Below are 278 nucleotides of genomic sequence, written 5' to 3'. Positions count from 1 at the left end.
CGAAAAAACCAAAGGCGACGTTGCCGTACGCGGCAGCTACAACACACAATTCGGACAAAGCAACTGGATTGGCGGCGTTGAAGCCGGTGTCAAACCGCTGCACCGCAAAATCGCGGGCAATGCGAAACAAAAAGTCGATGCCAACGTTTCCTACGTCCAAGGCTACCGCCTGACCGACAACGCGCTGGCTTACGGTAAGGTCGGCTACCACTACGGCCGCTTCGACAATCTGGGCGCGAAACGCAACAATATGAACGGCCTCGGCTACGGCGTGGGCG

General features: G+C 57.6%; 1 pseudogene. It reads left to right on the top strand.

What is annotated here, in order from left to right:
* Positions 1–278: pseudogene (locus ACTHS3_RS17810) on the top strand (porin family protein); the annotation flags it as partial.

The sequence above is a fragment of the Neisseria sp. P0009.S007 genome (assembly GCF_051962515.1).
Note: the sequence above shows the minus strand (reverse complement) of the source record. Positions and strands in the feature narration are given on the sequence as shown.